The sequence below is a fragment of the Corynebacterium endometrii genome (assembly GCF_004795735.1).
Taxonomy (GTDB): Bacteria; Actinomycetota; Actinomycetes; order Mycobacteriales; family Mycobacteriaceae; genus Corynebacterium; species Corynebacterium endometrii.
The window spans coordinates 1222601-1241951 of sequence record NZ_CP039247.1; the positions used below are offsets into that span (position 1 = coordinate 1222601).

Here is a 19351-nt window from a genome sequence, read left to right on the forward strand (position 1 = left end):
GGCTAATAGAGTAGAAGGCTATGACAACACTTCCAGCGCCGAATGATCCCCGCTGGCTGTTGAAAACGGTCTTGTCCCGCAAGAATTGGACTATTCCCGCCGGCATCCTGATGGCCGTAACGTTCGTCGCCAACGGGCTTACGCCCGTCATAGTGGGCCGGGCGATTGATTCCGCCATCGCAACCAGCAATCTGCGCAGCCTGTGGCTGTGGGTCGCAGTGCTGGCCGTTGTGTTTGCGGTAAATGCCGCCGCCGGTTGGTTTGCGCGCAGCCTATTTCAACGAGCCCAGCTACAGATTGCCCATGATGTCCGGATGGCGGTAACTGACCGCATTCAGCAGCCTTGCGGCATGGCAGGGGAAAAACGCAGCGCCGGCGAGCTGCTGTCCATCGCGTCTACTGACACCCAGCGCGTGGCGTTTGCGGTAATGATGACCGTATTCCCGGTAGCCGAGGTTGCCTCCATCATCTATGTTGCCACGATGGCCGCGTTGATCAACGTCCCCCTAGGCCTTGCCATCTTGATCGGCGGGCCCATCGTGGTCTTTATCTCCGTCCTGGCGTCCAAACCGCTGCGCCTGCGCTCCTCACGCAGGCAGCGGGCGCTGGCCAATGCCGCCGCTACCGCCACCGATGTGGTCCAGGGCCTGCGCATCATCAAAGGCCTCGGTGCCGTGGTTACCGTGCGCGCGCGCTACTCCGAGGTCTCCGATGAGGCATATGTCCGCACTATCGAGGCGAATGCCGCGCAGGCTAGGCTCAACGCCACCACCGAAATCGTAGGCGGTATCTACGTTATTGCCGTAGGTATCGCCGCCGGCATGCTGGCGATGCGCGAGCTAATCACGGTGGGCGAACTCATCACCGTGGTTGGCCTCACGCAATTTATCATTACCCCAATGACCATGCTGGGGCGCAATATTGCCTCGGTCTGGGCCAACGGGCAGGCTAGCGCCAAGCGCATCACTTCGATCCTCGCCGCGGATCCAGTGGACTACGGCGAAGCGCCCGCGACGCCCGCGCTGCCCAATGGGGTCACCGTCATTGCGGACAAGGCCCCGGATAACCTGCGCCTACTTCCGCGCGAACGCGTGATTGTGGCACCGCACCGCGCGTCCCTGTTCGAGGGCTCAATCGCCGAGAATGTTCATGATGACTACGACCGTGCGGTGGCGGCCCTTCGCGTTGCCTCTGCCGAGGATATCCCCGGCGGATTCGGCCGCGAGGTGGGCGAAAACGGCGGCAATCTCTCGGGCGGACAGCGTCAGCGCGTCGCCCTAGCCCGCGCCATCGCGTCCGACGCCCCCATCCTCATCCTCAACGACCCCACGACGGCGGTAGACTCCGTGACTGAAGCACGGATCGCTGAGCGCGTCGCGGAGCACCGAAAAGACAAGGTCACCATCGTGTATACGTCCGCGCCCGCATGGCATGCGGTGGGGGTGAATGCCTAAATGAGGTTTCCCACAGCCGAGTGGCCCCAGGTGCGCCATGTCGCCCTCCGCCACGTCCGCCAGGTGCCCAAGGCCGGCCGCCAATTCATCCTCGCCATCATCTTGCTGGCCGCCGGCTCGGTAGCCAACATCTACGTTCCCATTTTCTTAGGCCGCATAGTCGATGCGGTGGTGGGGGAGGCGGAACTGTCCCTATTCCGCCTCACCATCTATCTCGTGGGCGTTGCCATCGCCGGCGGCGTGTTATCAGCGGTCGGTTTCTATTTCCTGTCGCGGATAACCGAGCGGGTCATCGCTAACCTGCGCGAGGACATGGTGGGCACGGCGCTGGGGCTTCCCACCCACCGCGTGGAAGACGCTGGCTCCGGAGATCTAGTGTCGCGATCCACGGACGATGTAGCGGAACTGTCCACGGCGGTCACGGAGACGATTCCCGTGCTTACCACATCAACCTTCGCCATTATCACCACCGCCGCGGCACTAGTGACGCTGAACTGGCAATTCGTTGCCGTGGCGGTGTGCGCCCTGCCCATTTACTGGCTCGCGGCCAAAATGTATCTCAAGGTGGCTCCCGGCCGCTACGCTTCCGAGCGCGCCGCCATGGCAAACAGGGCGCGCCGCGTGCTCGAGGCGATTCACGGGCGCGAAACCGTCACAGCGTTCGCCCTCGAAAAAGATATGCACGAGCGCATCAATGAGGCCTCTGAAGCCGTACGCGACAAGGCTTACCGAGCCCGGCGTACCATGTTTTCGCTCCAGCTGTGGATGGCCGCGGTGGAATTTACCATGCTGGCTGCGGGCCTCATCGTTGGTTTCTATGTTGTGCGCACTGGCGATCTGACCGTCGGCGCGGTTACTTCCGCAATGCTGATGCTTATCCGCCTTCGCGGTCCGCTCATGAGCCTGATGCGAGTGCTTGACACGATTCAATCCGGTTACGCCTCGCTCTCGCGCATCGTGGGCGTGGTAATCGATCCGCCCAAACCCGTACCGCCTTCGGGGGCGCCCGAGCCGGAGGGCCGCGTAGTCATGAGCAACGTATCCTTCAGCTACGGAGACGGCTGGGCGGTAGAAGATGTCTCCTTGTCCATCGGTCCCGGGGAGACCGTGGCGCTGGTGGGCGCCTCGGGCGCGGGCAAGACCACGGTGGCCGCATTGCTCTCCGGACTGCGCGTCCCCACATCCGGGGACGTAAGAATCGATGGTGTAGAGGTATCCCAACTATCCGATGCCGAGCGCGTAGCCCGCCTAGCCATGGTCTCCCAGGACGTGCACGTATTCTCCGGCACCCTTCGCGAGGACCTGTCCCTAGCGAACCCCACGGCAACGGATGAGGAAATGTTAGAGGCCTTAGAGCGCGTCGATGCGCGCTTCATGGATAACCTGATCGACGGTCTCGATACCGTGGTTGGCGCCCGTGGCGTGCAGCTTGAGCCCGTTGAGGCGCAACAGCTGGCCTTGGCGCGCATCCTGCTACTCGATCCCAAGGTGGTTGTCATGGATGAGGCCACGGCGGAGGCCGGTTCCGTTGGTGCCGGCCATCTGGAGGCCTCGGCCGACGAAGTGACTAAGGGGCGCGCGGCCTTGGTCGTGGCACATCGCCTTGACCAAGCCTCCCAGGCGGATCAGATCTTAGTCATGGATAACGGCAGGATCGTGGAACAGGGTACGCATGAGCAGCTGCTAAGATTGGACGGTCGTTATCAAAAGCTCTGGGCCGCATGGCAGAAAGGTCGCGTGTAGTTTTCCGTGAAGGGGATTCGAGGGGTCTGTGCAGCCATCATGGCGTGCTCCCTTTCTTTAATGCTCGTCGCATGTGGTGGGGAAACAACCGGCGATACGGATGGTGATTCCACTCCAGAATCCGCCGGGGTACAGGCTGAAGGGGCTGTACCTCGCGAGGAGATACAGCACAAGAGCCTAGGGATTCCCCGGTCCTCGCCAATCGCGGGCCCGCAGCCAGGTTCCTTTAAACGCATTCACCTGCCCTCTGGGCGCCACTTCATGCTCTTCCTCCCGGAAACCTATGATGCGTCCAAGCAGTGGCCAATGATCCTGGCCTTCCATGGGTGGAAGGAAACCAGTTGGCAGATATACAAATACAGCCAGCTCTCATCGTCGTACGCGATTACCGTGTACCCGCAGGGCGAAAAACGGGCGTGGGCTCCGGCGCCGTACGCGGAGACAACGGGCGCCGAAGATGTGCAGTATGTCGAGGACATCATCGATGCACTGCGCGCAACGTACACGATTGACGATGACCGCATCTTCGCCGCCGGAATGTCGAATGGCGGCGGCTTCGCCGCGTACCTTGCCTGCCAGCTGCCGAACGTTTTTAACTCAGTGGCTACCGTTTCCGCGGCCTACTACGAGGCGATCCATAAGGATTGTCAGGGTGAGCCGGTAGGAAGGCTGGACATTCACGGCACGGAAGATCCAATCGTTGACTATTACGGTGGGCGCCGGCATGGCGCGCGCTACGTCTCCGTCAACGATGTCCTGGCAATGGATGCGCAGCGAAATCGGTGTGCGTCGGGCGCGACCACGGAACGCCTGAGCGATGGTGCGCTGTATCAGACTTGGTCGCAGTGCCAGGCACCGCTTCAGCATGTCCGCATTGGAGGGGGATCACACGTGTGGCCGGGCGGCACCGCTGACGATACCAATTCGGTGCCCGCCGGATTCGCGACGGATAAAGTGCTCGATTTCTTCGCCGTACCCGGTCGTGCCGAGGGGGCAGAGGACTGATCAGCGTTTACGATTTATAGCGGCATTTAACGCCGATAGTTAAAGAACGGAGTCTCTAAATGAGCATTATGGATAAAATCGCCCGGCTTCTGAAGACCAAGCCAGGCCGCAAGATTGCAGATAGCGCGCTTGACAAGGTAGAGCAGGCGGCCAACCAAAAACTAGGCGCTGATAAGGCAGATCAGATTGGCAAGGCACGCCGTGAAGTTGATAAGCGCCTGGGCCTCGATGACGATCAAGACCCTCAGGCGGGCAAGGACGTGCCGCCTGCTAACCCCCAGGAAAAGCCTGAGGCCTAGAGGCTTAGTGCGCTACAGCCCAAGGGGGCGACGACCAAATAAATTAAACGCCTGGCCAGAGTTCATCTGACCAGGCGATTTTGGTCGGGCTAACAGGATTTGAACCTGCGACCCCTACACCCCCAGTGTAGTGCGCTACCAAGCTGCGCCATAGCCCGCCGCTTCCCAACCCGTTGGGATTAGAAGCATCACTATCATAGCGGACACCTAGGCAACTATCCAAAGCCCACGGTAGAGGCTATTCCAGCTCACCGGAACTGTAGAACCAACGGCCATTGGATTTCGAAAAAGTGGAGCGTTCACGCTGCGAGCCCACAGCGGCCCCTTTGTAGAAGGCTTCGAATTCCACCACGCCCGTATCGTGCAGGGGGCTGCCGTCAACGGTGTCTAGGATATCGAGCCTGTAGAAGCGGATGGAATCATCCTCAAGGTTGAGATCCACGGGGCGGGTGAGAGGGTCCCACGTCCTCAAGAGGTAATCCTCATCACCGGTTACGAAGGCGCTAAAACGCGAGCGCATGAGTGTTTCGGCCGTAGGAGCATTCGCCCCCTCATGGAAGCGTTGGCAACATTCCCCGAAGCTTAGACCTGTACCGCACGGGCACCGTTGGCCTGAACCGATAGGGCGGTGAACTAGATGATGCCTGGCCATCTAAACGATCACGTCCACGATGGATAGGGTAGTAAGGGTTGACTCGATCTGACCCGATTTTGCCGCTTCGGTAAGCAGCTTCCTCTGCGCCGCCTCAAGGTCACCGCTAAGTTCAATGCGCCGTTCATAGGTGTTTCCCTCCACATGGGTGATCTGAACAACTACATCGTCGAGCTTCATGCCCCGTGCGGCAGCTTTGATGCATTGGGATGTATCGGCCGCCAATGCGGACATCAGCAATCCCATGGCGGTAAAACCATTGCCCTTGCCACCGTCCTTTTTGAGGCGGTCAACGGTCACGTCCCGGTCATTGTGGCGGACAACCATTCCAAACTTGGTCCCCGCGGCCTGGTGGCTTCGCGCGGAATCCTCACCGACAGGAGTAGGCACATAGTCTGGGACTATGAACTGCTCAACCCAGGCTCCAATGAGGTCAGCGGCACGCGCGGCAGAGCCCTGGCGGGTGACCAGGTGGTCGGCCTTGTCGAGGGTAACGAGGGACTTCGGGTAACGGGTGGCTCGGAAGATATTCTGCGCGTTATCGATGCCGACAGTTTGGTCCAACGGGGAATGGAGGATCATTAACGGCTTGCGTAGCTTTTTCAGGTAGTCCACCGGATTGGTATCGGCTAGGTCTTCCAGGAATTCGCGGGAAATCCTGAGCTTGCGCCCGCCCAGCACTACCTCAACGGAGCCGTGCTGGTCGGCTTCGCCGATTTTATCGGCGTAGTGAAGCACGGAATGCGCCGGATCGAACGGGGCCCCGATTGTGGCTACCGCTTTGAGTGACTTGATTTGGCTGGCGGCGGCCAGGGAGGCAGCGCCACCAAGGGAATGGCCGATCAGCAACTGCGGGGGAGTATAGTTGTCCGCCAACCACTGCGCGGCCGCACCTATGTCGGCGATGTTTTGGCTGAAGCTGGTGTCAGCAAAGTCACCTTCAGACTGCCCCAAACCGGGAAAGTCAAAGCGCAAGCAGGCGATTCCAAAACTAGTCAGGCGCTTGCACACTCGCGCGGCGCCCGGCGTGTGGCGGGAGCCGGCAAAGCAGTGGGCAAAAATCGCGAAAGCTCGGGGAGGGGAATCGGGAAAATCGATAGTTCCGGCCATTCCGGTCCCCTTTGAAGAGGGCAACGTCACATTTACGGATCGCATACGTACTACAATAGCCAGCCCACTGTCGCCGCGTCACGAAAAGATTGGCTACAGTCTATTAGGAATAAGAACTCTTTGCTGAAAGGACTCCGGCGTCGCAATGGCAGGTTTTAACTGGTTCTGGAAAGCCATGGGGGCTCAGACGGAGCGCAACAGTAAAAAATCCAAAGCAATCGTTACCGATTCGCTTAAAGCGACGGCTGCCTTGAGCCAGCTCTCTGATGCTGAGGTAGCCAAGGCAGCTCGGAAATCTGTCAAAGATGGCGATATTGCTGACAAGGCTCAGTTTCTAGCTGCGCTCTCGGTGGCTTCCGAACGCCGGCTCGGATTAGCCCCGTTCCACGTCCAATCCCAGGGCGTGTTACGCCTGCTAGAGGGCGACGTTATCCAAATGGCAACCGGAGAAGGTAAGACCCTGGTTGGGGCCATGGCTGCCACGGGCTTCGCGCTTACCGGCAAACGGGTCCACGTAGTTACGGTCAACGACTATCTCGCTGGGCGTGACGCCGAGTGGATGCGCCCGCTCGTGGAGTTTTTTGGTCTCAGCGTCGCATCCGTAACTGAGAAGATGGACTCTAGCGCTCGGCGGGAGGCATACCTTTCCAACATCATCTACGCCCCAGTAAACGAGCTAGGCTTCGACGTTCTCCGCGACAATCAGATCACGGACCGGCGCGAAGCGGTGCAGGCCCGCGCCGATGTCGCCATCGTGGACGAGGCCGATTCTGTACTGGTTGATGAGGCATTAGTCCCGCTCGTCTTGGCCGGAAACCGCCCAGGCGAGGCGCCTACGGGTCAGATAACCAACGTGGTCTCACGCCTGCGGGAAGACGTGGATTACTCCACCGACCCGGACGGTCGCGCCGTGTCGCTAACGGAGCACGGAGCCCGCCGGGTAGAGCGCGAATTGGGGATTGACTCTCTTTATTCAGAAGGCAATATTGGCACAGTACTTGTGAAGGTTAACCTGGCCCTTCACGCCAAAGCCTTGCTGATTCGAGACATTCATTACATCGTCAGCGAAGGCAAGCTCCAGCTTATCGACGCCTCCCGCGGGCGCGTAGCCGATCTGCAACGCTGGCCGGATGGTCTCCAAGCAGCGGTCGAGGCTAAGGAAGGGCTGGAGGTTTCGGAGGGCGGCCGAATCCTGGACACTATTACTTTGCAAGAGCTCATGCGCCGTTACCCGCTGGTGTGCGGGATGACCGGCACTGCGGTAGAGGCCACCGATCAGCTGCGCCAATTCTACGATCTTCATGTCTCAGTCATCGACCGCAACGATGAGCTCAGAAGGCTCGATGAATCAGACCGCATTTATGCCACCGTCGATGAAAAGAACCGAGCGATAGTCGAGGAGATTGCTCATCTCCACGAAAGCGGCCAACCAGTCCTAGTAGGAACCCACGACGTGGCGGAGTCTGAGGCCCTTGCCGAGGTGCTTCGAGAGCGAGGTATTTCGGTAAACGTGCTCAATGCTAAAAACGATGCCGAGGAGGCCCGCATCGTGGCTGAGGCGGGTGAAGTGGGTCAGGTGACCGTATCCACGCAAATGGCCGGCCGAGGAACCGATATCAAGCTGGGGGGTGCGGATGAGGCCGATAAGGCGGCGGTTGTGGACCTTGGCGGCCTCGCCGTCATTGGTACATCCCGCCACCGTAGTTCACGATTGGATAACCAGCTTCGCGGCCGCGCCGGACGTCAGGGCGATCCTGGGCTATCCGTGTTCTTCGTCTCACTGGAAGATGACGTAGTCTCCCAAGGCGGTGCAGGGGAGACGATAAGTGCGCAACCCGATGAAACCGGAAGGATTGAATCCAAACGCGTCAGCGACTTTGTAGCCCATTGCCAGCGAGTCACCGAGGGGCAGCTGTTGGAGATCCATGCCCAAACATGGAAATACAATCAACTGCTTGCCGATCAGCGCGTCATTGTCGATGAGCGCCGCGCAAAGCTCTTGGACACCGATCAGGCTTGGCTGGAACTTATGCAGCGCGCACCGCAACGCGCAGATGAGCTCGATGCCTTGCCCGAGAGCATTAAAGAATCTGCCGCACGCGAGGTGATGCTCTACCACCTGGACTTGGCATGGGCGGACCACCTGGAGTTAATGGATGACGTCCGCGAATCCATTCACCTACGCGCTATCGCGCGTGAGACACCCATTGATGAATATCATCGCATAGCGGTGCGCGAATTCAAGGAGCTTGCCCAGCGTGCGGTCGATAGTGCGGTGGAGACTTTCGAAACGGTTGAAATTGACCAAGATGGTGCCCATCTCGAGGACCACGGCCTGTCCCGCCCGAGCGCAACCTGGACATATATGGTTTCCGATAACCCGCTAGCGGGATCAGGAAACTCGGCCATTGCCGGCATCGGCAACCTGTTCCGTTAGTTTAATTCTCCGCCGACTAGCACCCTTGGGGCGATAAGTCGCTATGATTGAAATAGTTATTTTGAGTCCGACCAATCGGAGGTAAACAATGAGCGAAAACACCGGCACTCCAGAGCCGCAGGTAGAAACCACTTCTGTATTCCGTGCAGACCTGCTCAAGGAGATGGAAAACGGCGCTGGCGCTGGCAAGGACACCTCCACGGCTGGCGCAGATAACCTGCCAGAGGGCCAGGCGCTTCTCGTTGTAAAGCGCGGGCCTAACGCGGGCGCACGCTTCCTACTAGACCAGCCAACCACCACCGCGGGACGCCACCCAGAGGCGGATATTTTCCTAGACGATGTCACGGTTTCCCGCCGCCACGCTGAGTTTCGGATTGATGGCGATAAGTTCGAGGTAGTAGACGTGGGATCCCTTAACGGAACGTACGTCAACCGCGAGCCACGCAACTCCCAGGTGCTCGAGGTGGGTGACGAGATTCAGATCGGTAAGTTCCGCTTGGTATTCATCGCCAATCAGAAGTAGATTTAAATTCCTACATGACCCCCATCAAGTGCACTCATCTTCGCCTAGATTGAGCGCACTTGACGTGCAAATTCCCTCGACCCTCCCAGTCCGGTTCTATCAGGTTTGCGAGCAGTATCCACAGTGAACGCAGTAGCTAAGTCATCAGCAGCGGTGCGCCCTAAAAAGGGCAAGGGCACCAAGGTTAAGACCATGTCCATTGGCGTGGTACTTGAAACCCTCAACAAGCAGTTCCCAGACGTGACTGTGTCGAAAATCCGTTTCTTGGAGTCCGAGGGGCTAATCACCCCGCAGCGAACCGCATCGGGATACCGCCGCTTTACCCAGGATGACGTGGACCGTCTCCGCTACATCCTGACCACCCAGCGCGATAACTACACGCCTTTAAAGGTCATCCGTGAGCAGCTAGAGGCCATGGATTCTGGTCAGGTGACGGCCATTGTGGGGGCCGGCCAGGCAGAAACGCTCGTATCCGCGGATCAATTCAGGGCGCCAGTAGCAACGCGACTCACTGATGGAGATGTGGCGGACCAATCTGGGGCGACGGTTGACCAGGTCGCTAGTTTGGTCAAAATTGGTCTCATTAAACCGGACGCCTCCGGATTTTTCACCGCCGATGACGTTAGCATCGTATCGGCCGCCAACGCCCTCGAAGCCTTTGGCTTTGATTCCCGCCAGCTCAAGAGCCTGAAGAATAACGCCGCCCGCCAGGCGGATCTGATCACCCAGGTTGCCTCGCCGGTTGCCAATTCCAAGTCTGACAACGCTCGGCAGCAGGCTGAGGAATTATCCTCCCAGATCACCGCCTTGGTGATTTCGCTTCACGCAACCTTGGTCAAGACCGATCTGCGCCGCGAGTTTGACGTTTAATCCGCTCTCGGCCGGGGCCTGCACCTTTAACGTTTTCGCCTGAGGAGACTCCGTATCATGTCAGCGATCCAACTCGAATTCCACGGCGTACGCATCGCGCAGCCCGAGGAATTCTTCTGCGCGGTTCTGCGCGTACCTGCCAGTGGAAAGATCATCCCGGTGTGGATGGCCCCCGTCGAGGGAGGCAAGCTAGCCGCCCGGCAGCAGGGTTACTCCGCGCGCCGTCCTGACACCCATGACCTTCTCATCGGGATGCTCGAGGCCCAGGGAGGTATTGAGGAGATCCTCATAAGCAGCTACTACGAGGGCGTGTTTATAGCCGATGTGCTTACAACCGCCGGCGAAACACTGGATGCTCGGCTATCTGATGCCTTGGTTCTGTCCGAGCACTTCGATGTGCCCATCTCCATCGACGAAGAGCTGGCCGGGCAAGTCGCCGTTTATGCTAGCCAGGATGACCTCCTGGAGTATCTAGATCTCGATCTGCCTACCCCCGAGGGGGCGGATGCTTCAAACGACGAAAGAGGCCTATACGACGCAGAGTCTGCATCCGGAAACGCCGAGGATGATGCGGCTTTTAGCGAAATGATGCGCTCGTTGGGCATGTCAGAAGAAGACTTCTTATCCGAAGATGATGGGGACGATGATGGCGATGCGGGTGTGACTGGAGATGCGAACCGTTAATCCGGAGTCTAAAGTTAAAGTCGAGCTTTAGAGTTACGGCGTGTTGCTCCTGTTGGGGTTGACGACCGGTTATCCTTGACTTTAAATAAAGCCAAACAATGGCTTCAGATAAATGACATCGGAGTAATTACGTGAGCATCGAAAACAACAACCCTTCCCAGACTTACGTTCAGGAATCCCTGTTCGATGTAGGACCAGACGAAGAGGTTGGCTACCGCGTGCCAATCGCCTGCCAGGTAGCCGGCATCACCTACCGCCAGCTTGATTACTGGGCAAGGACCAACCTGGTCAATCCATCCATCCGCACCGCCCACGGTTCCGGCTCCCAGCGCCTGTATTCTTTCCGTGACGTTCTAGTGCTCAAGATCGTCAAGCGCCTGCTCGATACTGGAATCTCCCTTCAGAATATCCGTCTGGCAGTAGATTCCCTTCGCGACCGCGGTGTGAGTGACCTTGCGGAACTAACCCTCGTCTCGGACGGCACTACCGTTTATGAGTGCCGCTCCAATGACGAAGTAATTGACCTGCTCGCCGGCGGCCAGGGCGTATTTGGAATCGCGGTCCCGGGCATCATGAAGGAGCTCTCCGGTACCATCTCCGCTTTCCCAGCCGAGCGTGTAGATTCCCTTGAGGGCGAGGCCACGGTTGTTGGCATGGATGAACTCGCAGCTCGTCGCCAGCGTAAGACTTCTTAAACCGCACTTTAAGGCTCATATTTAATCCAAGCCGCTATCTCTAAGCTCACGAGAGATAGCGGCTTTCTTCTTCCCCGCATTATTGAACCTGCGCGCTAACGTGCAGCTTGCTCATCGGCAAGTGCCTTAGGGGTGAAATAAAAGCCACCGACCCTCCCAGTGAAGGGTCAGTGGCTCCGGTTTTAGAAGCTCGGCACTTCGATTACACGCCGGCGGCCTTCTTCAACGCAGCCGCTACGGAGGCCTGTTCAGACGCATCGGCTACGGTCTCGAAGTGGGATGCGACGCTCTCAAGCGCGGAATCCTTAGCGCCTTCGCCCACATGCACTACTGACAGTTCAACGTCGCCGCCCGCGGCACTGGTAAAGGCCTCGGCGAAAGCCGCATCATCCATATCCTGTGCGGTACCAGTAGTGACTAAGAGGACGCGAGCCGGCTGCCCGCTTTGCGCCGCATAATCGGCCGCGTTAGCTACCGCGGCTACAACTGCACTGCGGGTCTGCGGTACGCCGCCTGTACCAAAACGTATAACCGTACCGGAGGCTGCATCGGCGGGACCGAAGTTAAGGTTGGCTCGGTAGCCCACCTGCACGCCCGGCGAAAGTGGGGAAGAGTAGTTCCACACCGCAACTTGCTTACCCTCGGCGCCCAGATCCTGGGCGGTTTCCGCCAGGGAGTTGGATACCGGCGCGAAGAATCCCGTCATGCCATCGCTGGTATCGAAAAGAAGCAGGGTGTTCTCAGGACTTGGTCCACTGGGGGCAGGGGATGGGGCGGGTGTTGAAGATTCATCCGATGAACGAGCGGTGGACGAATCGGTGCCTGAGGTCTCCGATGCGGCAGACTCGCTAGCCTCGTCCTCAGAAGCGGTGGTGGTAGCTGATGGAGTCTCAGCTAGGTCGGTTTCCCTCGGCGTTTCGGAGGTAGCTTCCTTATCGGAGGAAGCAGCCACCTGGTCATCGGAACCACCGCCCATGAAATAGACAGCTGCGCCAATAATCGCGACGATTGCTAGGACGATGACCGCCCACAGCCAACCGGCAAGTTTTGGGTTACTTTCTCCATTTGAATGACGTGCCACAGGCCCTGACCTTCCGCAGTGACTAGATTCGTGTGCTGGTGGACCCAACGATGGCCACCTAGGTTATGTGCCCATCCTAATGGCGCTGCCGGCGTCTATAGCCGCGACAAGCCGATCCCTTAGCGGTTTGGCTTTCTCCGCCAGCCGACGCTGGCGATCCACATATTCCGCCTTGCCTGCAGGGGTCTCAATCGCTACAACTCCGTAACCCAAACCGCGGCAATCGTAGGGGGAGGCCTCCATGTCCAAGGTGCGCGCTTCGAGCGCTAGGCGGAAGGTTGCCAGAAACAGATCACCCGGAACCAAGGGCCCCAACTTCGAAGCCCACTTGTACAGGTCCATGGTGACGTGAACGCAACCACATTGGTCTTTGTCGATTTGCCCCTCGCGATCCAGGACGGTCAGATTAAGCGGCCGGGCAGGCTCGGTGAAGAAGCGATAAGCATCATAGTGCGTGCACTTGATTTTATGGTTCTCAACCACGGCGTTAGTACCTTCAACGCCCAGGCGGAGAGGAAGGTTGTGCCGGGGCTTATTGGTGCGGTAGACCATCGCCCACTCGTGCAACCCGAAGCAATCGAAGTGCGCGGGGTTATCCGCGGTGCGGCTGAGAAACTCGCGGATAAATTCGATGGACTGACCCCTGCGCTCCCATAGCGCCTCAACGTCCAACCAGGTGCCCAAAGAATCGGAGGTGTAATCGCGCCATCGCGCATGCGGAGGGCTACCTTGCAACACAACGCCGGCGCCCGGGTGCCATTTTTTCAATTGGGACGGGCGTACGGGGTAGTAGTCGAAAAGGAAATCCTCCACAGGGTGGCGTTGCTGTTTACTGCGACGAGCGAGGTGCCCCTCGGTAAGCTGGGTGGCCTGCGCGACGTGATCGTCGAGTCGAGCCTGCCACTCCTGTTGCGTTGCTACCCTCATCCCGCTGCCCTCAGCTTTCCTTTTCCTACAACTGGTGATCTGTTTTGGCTAACTGGTTCCCCGGTGGTTTCCGCGGCGCGAACGGCGAGCGTTGCTTCCGTGGGCCTTGTCTCCAGACTTTTTCCCCGCCCGTGCTTCCTTGGAGCCACCAGCCTTTCGGCCGCCACGACGTGAACCCTTGGGGTTTCCGTGCTCTCCTGGACCACGGCGCCGGCCCGAACGGTGGTTTCGGCGGCCGCCCCTAGATTCGTCCTTGTTCTGGCCGGACTTTCGCCCGTCTTCAGAGTTCGCCTGCGCCTGACCGGGAGGCGGCAGCGGTTGCCCCTTAGGCTTACGTGCGCCGGTGACTTGGGCCAAGCGAGGGTGGGACGCCGGTTTCGAATGCTCGGTGAGATCTATGATTTCTGCTTCAACCCCCGCCTTGCCGATGAGCTTTTCCACTTCGGAGCGCTGCTCGTCCATGACTAGGGTTACAACGCGGCCGGAGGTACCCGCGCGGGCGGTACGCCCGGCGCGGTGGAGGTAAGCCTTGTGTTCGGCCGGAGGATCCACGTGCACAACCAGCGAGACATCGTTGATGTCTATGCCTCGGGCAGCAATATCCGTGGCAACAAGTACGGGCACTTCACCGGAAGCAAAACCCTCCAGTGCGCGCGTTCGCGCGCCCTGCCCCTTGTCACCGTGGAGTGGCTGCGCGTTGATGCCATTGCGGCGCAGCTTACGGACCTGGCGGTCAACGCCATGCTTGGTTCGCATGAACATGATGGTCTTGCCCTCGCGGGCTCCAATACGGATGACTACGTCGTTGCGTTCTTCACGGGAGCCGCAGTAGAGCAGGTAGTGTTCCATGGTCTCCACCGCGGCCTGTGCGGGCGCGGTGGAGTGGGTAACGGGTTCATTCATATACTGCTTAACCAGCTTGTTGACGTCGCCGTCTAGGGTGGCTGAAAACAACAGGCGCTGTCCGTCGGCCGGCGTGCGGTCAAGAAGACGGCGTACCTGGGGCAAGAACCCCATGTCAGCCATCTGATCGGCCTCGTCGAGCGCCGTGATCAGAACGTCTTCGAGGCTTAGTTTCTCTTGGTCGATGAGATCCTGCGCACGCCCAGGGGTCGCTACCAATAGGTCTACAGGGCGTGCCAGTGAGCGTATGTGCTGATTGATATTTACTCCGCCGACCACGGAGAGCACCCGCAGGCCGAGGCTGTTTGCGGGTTCGTCGAGGCGTTCATGAATTTGTGCAGCGAGCTCGCGAGTGGGGGCCAAGACTAAGGCACGTGGGCGCGCTGTTTTGGAGGCGCCCAAATCGGCGAGGCGGGTCAGCATTGGGAGGCCGAAGGTAAAGGTCTTACCTGAGCCCGTGGGCCCGCGGCCTAGGACATCGCGCCCGGCAAGCGCATCGGGAATTGCGGCTTCCTGAATTGGAAATGGCTCGAATATACCTTGCCTTTCCAGGACCTGGACGATGGGGCGGGGGAGGCCTAGCTCAGCAAAGGTTGTCATTGAATCCACTCTAGTGCCGTGTGCCTAGTCTTACCCAATTCCACTTACGGATACGGCTAACCCCTAGCCCGTGGGCGCTACGGGGCTAGGGGTTAACCGGTACCAAGGCGTGACTATTGGGGCCGAGCTAAGCCATGGCCCCACCAACGCCTTTAATCGGCCATCACCGTCTGGGAGCGGTCCCCGCTCCATTCGATATGGAAGGTACCCGGCTTATCCACGCGCTTGTAAGTATGCGCGCCGAAGTAATCACGCTGCCCCTGGATGAGGGCTGCCGGTAGGCGCTTTGAGCGCAGAGAGTCATAGTAGGCCAAAGAGGAGAAGAATACTGGCGCAGGCAGCCCCAGCTGGGTGGCGAGTACCACGACTCGGCGCCAGGAATCGATGAGGTCTTCAAGCTCAGACTTGAAGTACGGATCGAGGATCAGCGCCGGCAGATCTGGGTTGTTGTCATAGGCCTCGCGGATGCGGTCGAGGAATTTGGCGCGGATGATGCAGCCGCCGCGCCAGATGGTGGCCAGGTCACGCGGGTCCACGTTCCACCCGTATTCCTCAGAGCCGGCCCTGATCTCATCAAAGCCCTGTGAGTATGCAATCAGCTTGGAAGCATAGAGTGCCTTGCGTACGTCCTCAAGGAAGGCGTCCTTGTCCACTCCGAGGGCTTCGAAGGAGGCTAGTTCGCCTGAAGGCAGCTGGCCCTCTTGGGCCGCGGCCCGCTGCGCGGTCGAGGATGACAGGGCACGGGCGAATACGGCCTCGGCGATGCCGGTGATTGGGACACCCAGCTCCAAGCCGTTGATGGCAGTCCAGCGGCCGGTGCCCTTCTGGCCTGCTTCGTCGACGATGATATCCACCAGGGGCTTGCCGGTTTCGGGATCCGTGGCGGCCAATACCTCGGCGGTGATTTCAATCAGGTAGGAATCCAAGTCCCCGGAGTTCCATTCCTTGAAAACGGCGGCAATATCGGCTGGCTCCATGCCCGCGCCGTAACGTAGCAGCTGGTAGGCCTCGCCGATGACCTGCATGTCGGCGTACTCAATGCCGTTGTGGACCATTTTGACGAAATGTCCCGCACCATCTGGGCCAATGTGGGTCACGCACGGAGTGCCATCCACTTCGGCCGCAATGGATTCGAGGATTGGCCCCAGCGTCTCCCAAGACTCAGCAGGGCCGCCAGGCATGATGGATGGGCCGTTGAGGGCGCCCTCCTCACCGCCGGAAATACCCGCGCCTACGAAGTGGCGGCCGCGGGCGGCAACCTCCTTTTCGCGGCGGATAGTGTCCGTATACAGCGAATTACCGCCGTCAATGATGATATCCCCCTCATCCATGGCGGATGCGAGTTGATCGATGACGGCGTCAGTGGCCTTGCCCGCTTGCACCATGATGATCGCTTTGCGTGGGCGTTCCAGGGACGCTACGAAGTCCTCGATTGTCTCCGATGGGATGAACGCGCCTTCATCACCATGGTCCTTGATCAGGTCTCGGGTGCGCTCGGGGCTGCGGTTGTACACCGCCACGGTGTTGCCGTTGCGGGCAAAGTTGCGCGCCAAGTTGGAACCCATGACGGCTAACCCCACGACGCCTATCTGCGCCGTGCCGCGTTGTGCATTCTCAGTCTTTTCAGTCATGCGCCTAGTGTACGTCACGCAAGGATGGGTAGATTGAATAGGCAATAGTCTTGCGCGAAGTTATCCCCTAAGCCCGGGACTACCGCACCGCCCATCCCACACAGAAAAGTCAGATTTATCATGAGCGTCCAAGAGATTATTTCCTCCCATCTAGAACTAGCCGCACAGCGCCCATTGACCCAAGAGGAGCTGGCCACTGTTAATGACTCCGTCCCTGGACCTGACGCTGCCCTAGGCATCCGCTACACCCATATCTCCCACGGGGAGGTACGGAGTCAGATCCGCGTGAACTCCTCTCACTTCCAGCCCTGGGGCGTGGTAAACGGTGGCGTGTATTGCGTATTAGCCGAGTCCGCCGCATCGCTGGGGGGCGTCATAGCTGCCGGCGCCCCAGCGGTTGGGGTTAACAACGACACTAACTTCATCAAGTCGGTGAGCGAGGGGGTCATCGAAGCCACCGCCACACCCATTCAGCTTGGGGGCCGCACGCACCTGTGGCGCGTGGACATGCACGTTGAGGGGACTCTAGTGGCCACCTCGCAGGTGCGTTTGATGATCCTCCGCTAGGCGCGGCCCACACGGTCAATAAGGATCTATACTTTGAGCTATGCCTACCTGGAAAGAAGTTACGTCAGCTAATCCGGCCCATTCACATAATTTTGCCCGCAGGTGGAAGACACTCGAGGCAGAAGGCACTGACATCCACGGTGAAGCACGCCTGGCCGACGCGATGAGTGAGCGCGGTTCCCGCATTCTTGATGCCGGATGCGGGACGGGACGCGTGGGCGGTGAGCTCATCCGCCGCGGCCATGACGTCACGGGCATTGATGTAGACCCCATCCTTATTGACTACGCCACCAAGGATCACCCGGACGGAAAGTGGATTGTGGGTGACTTGTCCTCCGATCCGCTACCTGAATCCGCTTTTGATCTGGCGGTGTGCGCCGGCAATGTCATGGGCTTTGTCGCAATCGAGGGCCGTAAACCTGCGCTGGAGAACCTTTTTACTTCGCTCAAGCCGGGCGGACGTCTCGTGGTGGGATTCGGCTCAGGCCGGGGTTGGGATTTCACAGACTTCCTCGCCATGGCAGAGGAGTGCGGATTCCGGGTGGATAGCACCTTCAGCTCGTGGGACTTAAAGCGATTCACGGACAATTCGACCTTTTTGGTGGCAATCCTGTCCCATCCGGGCGCGGGTCTCATCTCGTAGCATTCAACAGCCCGAAACTTTTTCTTCCACAACACAATAAGGCCGGTACCTCGCTTCATCTCGAAGCGGGTACCGGCCTTGTCAGCTGCTATGACAGCCGCGCCAAGCTAGGTGGGGTGGCTTTAGTCCTCTAGGGCCAAGCGTGCGTCACGCTGCTGCTTGGTGATTTCCATGTTGCCGCGGTTACGGCTAAAGGCGTTCACGCCCCAGTTAATCAGGGTCAGGGCACGGTTACGGAAGCCGACCAGATAGGTTACGTGGAGACCCAACCAAGCCAACCATGCCGGGAAGCCGGAGAATTCAGTCTTGCCGATCTTCACCACGGCGTTGCCGCGGGAAATGATGGCCATGGAGCCCTTGTCAAAGTAATCGAAGGCCTCGGCACCGTCCTGCTCGGAGTCCTCGTCAACCTTTGCGGCAATGAGCTTCGCAGCATGGGCACCAGTCTGCAGCGCCACCTGGGCAACGCCTGGAAGGCGGTCGAGGTTGATCATGTCACCCAAGACGTAGACATTGCTGTACTCACCCACGGTCAGGTCTGGGTTGACGGATACGCGACCGGCACGGTCAACCTCAACGCCGGCCTGGTCAGCGACCATCTTGCCCAGTGGGGAAGCGGAGACACCGGCGGACCAAATCTTGGTAGCGCCCTCCAAGGTGACTTCCTCTTCGGTCTTCATGTGCTTGTAGGTAACCGCATCGGCGGTTACGTCGGTAACCATTGCATTGAGGCGGACGTCCACGCCGAGCTTCTCGAGAGTACGCTGCGCCTTGCGGCCCAGGCGCTTGCCGAAAGGAGGTAGAACCTGAGGCGCGCCGTCCAGCAAGTAAATCTTTGCGGACGAGGCTCCGTAGTTGGAGAAACCGTCACGCAGGGTGCGGTTAGCCAGCTCTGCGATCTGGCCGGTCAGCTCAACGCCGGTGGGTCCGGCACCAACGATGATGAAGGACAGCAGTCGCTCGCGCTCGGCTGGGTCGTCGGTGAGCTCAGCCTTCTCAAAGGCACCAATGATGCGGGAGCGCAGCTCGAGCGCATCGTCCAGAGTCTTCATGCCCGGGGCAAACTCGGCGAAGTGATCGTTGCCGAAGTAGGACTGGCCTGCACCGGCGGCAACGATCAGAGAATCGAAGCCGTAGGTACGGGTGAAATCGTCAGAAACCGCGGTCACGGTCTTGGCCTCGAGGTTAATGTCCGTAACCTCGGCGTTGACGAAGTTAGCGTTGTCCTGCCCGCGCAGAATCTGGCGAGTAGATGGCGCAACCTCGCCGGCGGAGACGATGCCGGTGGTCACCTGATAAAGCATCGGCTGGAACAGGTGGTGGTTCTGCCTATCAATCAGGGTGATGTCTACATCAGCGCCCTTGAGCTTTTCAACTGCATTCAAGCCGCCAAAGCCAGCGCCGATAACTACGACGTGGTGACGGCCGCCGTTTGGACGAAACGGGGTATCAGCCATTACGATTCCCTCTCTTTTATCTATGGATCTAAGTTCGCAGTACAGTGTAGACCCCTCTAACTGAGAGCTC

18 protein-coding genes and 1 tRNA gene are annotated in these 19351 nt (G+C 59.2%); 11 read left to right on the forward strand and 8 right to left on the reverse strand.

Translation table 11 applies throughout. The annotated features are described in order from the left end of the window. Positions 1-20: 20 nt before the first annotated feature. Genes CENDO_RS05500 through CENDO_RS05515 form a run of 4 tightly spaced genes read left to right on the forward strand, consistent with a single transcriptional unit; the run spans position 21 to position 4501 of the window. Positions 21-1454 (forward strand): ABC transporter transmembrane domain-containing protein, encoded by a 1434-nt coding sequence (locus tag CENDO_RS05500; RefSeq protein WP_136141139.1) that lies wholly within the window; start codon positions 21-23, stop codon positions 1452-1454. Continuing rightward, on the forward strand, positions 1455-3197 hold the full coding sequence (locus tag CENDO_RS05505; protein ID WP_136141140.1) for an ABC transporter ATP-binding protein: 1743 nt from the start codon (positions 1455-1457) through the stop codon (positions 3195-3197). A 60-nt stretch (positions 3198-3257) separates the two neighbouring features. Further along, complete coding sequence (locus CENDO_RS05510) at positions 3258-4202, forward strand: CE1 family esterase (RefSeq protein ID WP_246014394.1); 945 nt, start codon at positions 3258-3260, stop codon at positions 4200-4202. 59 nt (positions 4203-4261) lie between these two features. Beyond that, complete coding sequence (locus CENDO_RS05515; protein ID WP_136141141.1) at positions 4262-4501, forward strand: Rv0909 family putative TA system antitoxin; 240 nt, start codon at positions 4262-4264, stop codon at positions 4499-4501. An 81-nt stretch (positions 4502-4582) separates the two neighbouring features. Here the strand turns inward: CENDO_RS05515 and CENDO_RS05520 are convergent. The 3 genes from CENDO_RS05520 to CENDO_RS05530 form a co-directional block, all read right to left on the reverse strand. Next, a tRNA-Pro gene (locus CENDO_RS05520) sits at positions 4583-4659 on the reverse strand. 80 nt (positions 4660-4739) lie between these two features. Continuing rightward, positions 4740-5153, reverse strand: a complete 414-nt coding sequence (locus tag CENDO_RS05525; protein WP_136141142.1) for a YchJ family protein — start codon at positions 5151-5153, stop codon at positions 4740-4742. Beyond that, positions 5154-6308 (reverse strand): bifunctional alpha/beta hydrolase/OsmC family protein, encoded by a 1155-nt coding sequence (locus CENDO_RS05530; protein ID WP_136141143.1) that lies wholly within the window; start codon positions 6306-6308, stop codon positions 5154-5156. Between the two features lie 100 nt (positions 6309-6408). On the opposite strand from CENDO_RS05530, the gene secA2 reads away from it, so the two are divergent. The 5 genes from secA2 to CENDO_RS05555 all read left to right on the forward strand — a co-directional run bounded on the left by secA2 (position 6409) and on the right by CENDO_RS05555 (position 11472). After that, on the forward strand, positions 6409-8700 hold the full coding sequence (secA2, locus tag CENDO_RS05535; RefSeq protein WP_136141144.1) for an accessory Sec system translocase SecA2: 2292 nt from the start codon (positions 6409-6411) through the stop codon (positions 8698-8700). Positions 8701-8788: 88 nt separating this feature from the next. Then, positions 8789-9223 (forward strand): oxoglutarate dehydrogenase inhibitor Odhl, encoded by a 435-nt coding sequence (gene odhI / locus CENDO_RS05540; protein WP_136141145.1) that lies wholly within the window; start codon positions 8789-8791, stop codon positions 9221-9223. A gap of 192 nt (positions 9224-9415) precedes the next feature. Further along, positions 9416-10093 (forward strand): transcriptional regulator FtsR, encoded by a 678-nt coding sequence (gene ftsR, locus CENDO_RS05545; protein WP_168707213.1) that lies wholly within the window; start codon positions 9416-9418, stop codon positions 10091-10093. 57 nt (positions 10094-10150) lie between these two features. Continuing rightward, positions 10151-10777: a bifunctional nuclease family protein gene (locus tag CENDO_RS05550; RefSeq protein WP_136141147.1), complete on the forward strand. Its 627-nt coding sequence runs from the start codon at positions 10151-10153 to the stop codon at positions 10775-10777. A gap of 137 nt (positions 10778-10914) precedes the next feature. After that, positions 10915-11472, forward strand: coding sequence for a MerR family transcriptional regulator (locus CENDO_RS05555; RefSeq protein WP_425456215.1), 558 nt, complete (start codon positions 10915-10917; stop codon positions 11470-11472). 202 nt (positions 11473-11674) lie between these two features. Here CENDO_RS05555 and CENDO_RS05560 read toward each other — a convergent pair whose 3' ends face one another. The 4 genes from CENDO_RS05560 to gndA all read right to left on the reverse strand — a co-directional run bounded on the left by CENDO_RS05560 (position 11675) and on the right by gndA (position 16614). Next, complete coding sequence (locus tag CENDO_RS05560; RefSeq protein ID WP_136141149.1) at positions 11675-12553, reverse strand: hypothetical protein; 879 nt, start codon at positions 12551-12553, stop codon at positions 11675-11677. Positions 12554-12616: 63 nt separating this feature from the next. Continuing rightward, the gene (locus CENDO_RS05565; RefSeq protein ID WP_136141150.1) at positions 12617-13480 is read right to left on the reverse strand and encodes a 3-methyladenine DNA glycosylase; all 864 of its coding nucleotides are present in this window, start codon (positions 13478-13480) and stop codon (positions 12617-12619) included. Positions 13481-13528: 48 nt separating this feature from the next. Continuing rightward, positions 13529-14983, reverse strand: a complete 1455-nt coding sequence (locus CENDO_RS05570; RefSeq protein WP_136141151.1) for a DEAD/DEAH box helicase — start codon at positions 14981-14983, stop codon at positions 13529-13531. Between the two features lie 152 nt (positions 14984-15135). After that, on the reverse strand, positions 15136-16614 hold the full coding sequence (gndA, locus tag CENDO_RS05575) for an NADP-dependent phosphogluconate dehydrogenase (RefSeq protein ID WP_136141152.1): 1479 nt from the start codon (positions 16612-16614) through the stop codon (positions 15136-15138). A gap of 120 nt (positions 16615-16734) precedes the next feature. Here gndA and CENDO_RS05580 point away from each other — a divergent pair, with 120 nt between their 5' ends. Further along, positions 16735-17181, forward strand: coding sequence for a PaaI family thioesterase (locus tag CENDO_RS05580; RefSeq protein ID WP_136141153.1), 447 nt, complete (start codon positions 16735-16737; stop codon positions 17179-17181). A gap of 40 nt (positions 17182-17221) precedes the next feature. Further along, complete coding sequence (locus CENDO_RS05585; RefSeq protein WP_136141154.1) at positions 17222-17824, forward strand: class I SAM-dependent methyltransferase; 603 nt, start codon at positions 17222-17224, stop codon at positions 17822-17824. Between the two features lie 122 nt (positions 17825-17946). Here CENDO_RS05585 and CENDO_RS05590 read toward each other — a convergent pair whose 3' ends face one another. Next, entirely contained in the window at positions 17947-19281 is a 1335-nt protein-coding gene (locus CENDO_RS05590; protein ID WP_136141155.1) for an NAD(P)/FAD-dependent oxidoreductase, read from the reverse strand. Between the last annotated feature and the right edge of the window lie 70 nt (positions 19282-19351).